The organism is Candidatus Cloacimonadota bacterium, assembly GCA_020532355.1.
Classification (GTDB): domain Bacteria; phylum Cloacimonadota; class Cloacimonadia; order Cloacimonadales; family Cloacimonadaceae; genus UBA5456.
Genome location: JAJBBD010000106.1, coordinates 1 through 4,033 on the forward strand (window position 1 = coordinate 1; position 4,033 = coordinate 4,033).

A 4,033-nucleotide genomic window follows, 5' to 3' on the forward strand; every position below is an offset into this window, starting at 1 on the left:
TCAAAGCGCATAAACTAACTATCCCTTATTTAATATCTTATGGGTGGTTTGGACTTCAAGGCCGTGCATAATTACACGCCTGCTTTTGAAGTCCATGAGGCCTATTAAGTTCAATATCAGCAGGAACTTAATTGGCCTCATGAACTCCAATAGCATGGTTCAGGTTTATGTATTAAGAGTCACCGAAAATTGCAGATGGCGGATTAATTAAAATGAAAATTGGCTATACAGGTTTTTACATATTTGAGTCTGTAAGATTGCCGGGCAAGCTTGCGTACAGGTATTCTGCCTTGAACCAAGGTGCCAGGACTTTGATGTATTCACGGACATCATCCAGGTTCTTGGACTTGGTGCCAAGAGCCATGAGGTAAAGCAATAAGCTCGGAGCAAATAAAAAAGTGGGGAGCTAGATCAACAAGATCCCCACTATTATTCATTGTCGCTTATTTGAGGCTCAAATCGGGCATGTGAGTAAAATCGGGCTTGAGTGGAGGATATTTCTTGATGTCTTCCAGCACGATTTTTATCGCCATATCCAATTGTGGGTCTATCCCTTGTGCATAGTCTTGAGGCATAATATCCACTTCAATATCGGGGTCTGTACCATAGTTTTCCACGCCCCAACCTACATCTTTGAACCAGAATGAAAACTCAGGCTGAGTAGTCATAGTACCGTCAACCAGCCAGTTACGAGGCCAGATGCCAATTACGCCACCCCATGTTCGTTTACCAATTAGTTTTCCCAATTTCATCAGTTTGAAGGCATGGGAGAAGATATCTCCATCGCTACCAGCCTGTTCATTAGTGAGGCAGACTAGTGAACCTGCTGGAGCTTCTCCGGGATATGGTTCATGACCGAACCATCTGGTACAATCGTATCCTATACGCTTGCGCGCCAGCTTTTCTAAAAGTAGCGGAGATACCGATCCGCCTCCATTGTAGCGAACATCCACAACAATGCCTTCATAATCCAATTCTGTGAGGAAATAACGATGAAATTCCTTCAATCCATCCCGGCTCATATCCGGAATATGGATGTATCCTACCTTTCCTTTGCTCTTCAAGTGTACATATTCTCGATTATCTTCTACCCAATCCCGATAGCGTCCTTCAAATTCGTTGTTTATTGGGCTTACTGTCACAACTCTCTTGTTGCGTCCACGAGAATCTGTTACTGTGAGCTGAACTTGTGTGCCAGCATAATTTACCAGGCATCGCTCCGGCGTTTGCTCAGCACTAAGCGAAATTCCGTTAATTTCTTTTACGATGCTACCTTCGGGGATGTTGATTCCTAAGCTCATTAGGGGTGAACGATTCTTGCTTTGCCAAAAATCTCCCTTGATGATGCGACTTATCTTCCACTGTTGTTTTTTGGGATCAAAGCTCCAATCCACCCCAAGTTTTCCCATGGGGTAAGAAGGTCCTATGCGGTAATCTCCACCAAATTCATAGCAATGTGAAGTACCAAGTTCGCCCTGCATTTCCCACATCAGATCGGAGAATTCTCCCCTACATCCGATGCGATCTACAAGGGGGTAGTAGCGTTTGTAAACTTTGTTCCAATCAATGTTGGACAGTTTTTCATTCCAGTAAAAGTACTTCTGCAGGCGCCAGCCTTCGCGGAACATCTGTTTGAATTCTTCCAAGGGTTCAATTTCTACTTTAAAGCGGTTCAAATCTATCCATCCACTTGCTCTACCAGGTTTTATCTCTTTGGGCAATTCACTCTTGGGATCTCGCTTTGTAGAGATTATACGGAGTTGTTTGTTTACCCAGTAAATCATTGCGGATCTATCGATATTGAATGTGTATGAATTCACTCCTGCTATAAATAGCTGTTCTTCAAGCTTTTGTAGGTCATAACAATAGATATCCACTTTCTGTTCTTGATTGTCTTCCAATATCTTTGTATAGTCGTATTTATAGTAGAATAGCTTATTTGGTATGGCGGCGATTCCGCCCATAATCATGGCATCTACGGGGAACTCCTCGATTCTTTGACTAATGCCATCAAAATCTATCTCGATTGGTTTAACCTTTTCTGGTTTTTTATTCTTATTATTTTCATTCTTCTGTTCGGGTTTTGGTTCCAGAGCTTTGAGACCGGGATTGAATGGAGAATGTGCATCCTTTTTGAGTGTGATCAGATAAGGCTTCCTATCTTTTATGAAGGAAAAGGAGAATTGCATACTATCGCCGATCGGTTGAAAAGTACGACTGGAAACGAAATAGAGGTATTTACCTTCAGGATCGAAGCAAGGTTGAAAATCATACTTCACGGGATTTGTAACTTTGTGAGTTTCACGTTTATCAAGGTCATAGATCTTGATAGTGGATGTAAGTCGATTTTCCTGAGTAGAATAGGCGATCCAGCGACTATCCGGCGACCAATTGTAGCCCTCAATCAATCCGAATTTATTCTGGTCTGCTTTGATGAGTTCTTCGGTTTCCAGATTTAACATGCACAGCTCGTTACGGTGGTTCGAAAAAGCAATCCATTTGCCGCAGGGCGAGGGCTCAAATTCATAGGGTCGGCCAAAATCACCCTTATAAATTCTGGGTTTGGCCTTGGGATCTGGTGAACAGAAATCCCAACGAATGGGATACAATTCAAAATGTTCTATATCGCCTTCGTCAGAGATGGTGAGTATGCCTTTATTATTGGGCAAAACCGTGCTACATAAATAGCGTACGCCATGCTTTTTCCCATATTGCTGGATACTGCCTTCCCAAGCCCCGCCAAAAAAGGCTTTACCACGAATATCCATGCAAACTGAGCCCGCATCGGGACTGAGGTTTGCACAGTTCAAGTACTTGCCGGGATCAACAAACTTATGGTAAAGCTGGACTCTGGGGCTACGATAATCTATTTTGAGCTGCTTTGTTCTATCACTTGCTATATCCAGTGAATAGATGTCTCCACCTGATTGCCAGACTATGGACTTTCCGTCGGTACTGGCATTTCTGGCATAATAATCTGTATGAGATGTATGTTTGCGGATGTCTTTGCCCTTTAAATCGGCTGAGTAGATATTTCCAATCCCTTCATGATCCGAGATGAAATATATCCTATCTCCAATCCACATGGGACAGCTCAGGTTGCTATTAATATCTAAATATCTGCGAAATTTGCCCTTGCCATCGGCATCAATCAGGAAGTAACCGGCAGTACCTCCACGATATCTTTTCCAGCGAGCAGGATCTGAGGTATTGCGACCTAAGATTACTCCCTTTTTGCCAAAACTGATGCTTAGGGCAGGACCGTAATTCAGTTTAACCGGAGGCATCCCATCCAATCCTACTTCCCAAAGAACAAGTTCTCTTTGCGTAAAGGAGCCGCATGTGCTGGCATAGATTATCTTTTCGCCTTTCCAGCACAGAGGGAAACAATAGTTTCCCTGCCAGGTAAGGCGTTGGGCTTTTCCACCCTCTGAAGGTATTACATAGATCTCAATTGTGCGATCTTCCATGCCTAGATATGCAATCCACTTCCCATCAGGTGAGAGTAGAGGTTTACGGATTGGTCCCAGATTGGAACTAAGTCTTTGCGCAGTTCCCCCTTTAAGGGATACACTCCAAAGATCATCTTCTGAGATAAACACTACCTGTTTTTCATTGACAGTGGGCATTTGATAATAACCTTGCATGATGTCTCCTTACTAAATTGTTAACTAGTATCATATTTTTTATGCAGCGTTGCTCATGTCAAGCATTATTTTCTAATACTCATATCTCCCCATTGTCAAGCATGGAATTATTAACTGCTTATCCTACAACCATTTGCCGCCAAATACTAGGATATGTTATTTTGTTATCCAAGCAAGGTAGAGGCTTAAGACTCGTGCTATTCTAAAATAAACTAAGTTATATATGAGACCATTACCCATCCATATTTCTGTCTTACATGCCAGTGCATTTCTTCTATTTTCCATCGTAACTAATAAATAAACCTGCTGTCGTAAAGCTGGTTAGAAGCGTTAGTTCCACGATTAGCAATCGTTTGGATAAAACTACTATTACGCTAGTAATGGAA

General features: G+C 42.3%; 1 protein-coding gene. It reads right to left on the bottom strand.

Annotation, left to right across the window (positions count from 1 at the left end; translation table 11 throughout):
• Positions 1 to 443 precede the first annotated feature (443 nt).
• Positions 444 to 3,647, bottom strand: a complete 3,204-nt coding sequence (locus tag LHW48_03755) for a PDZ domain-containing protein (protein MCB5259572.1) — start codon at positions 3,645 to 3,647, stop codon at positions 444 to 446.
• Positions 3,648 to 4,033 lie beyond the last annotated feature (386 nt).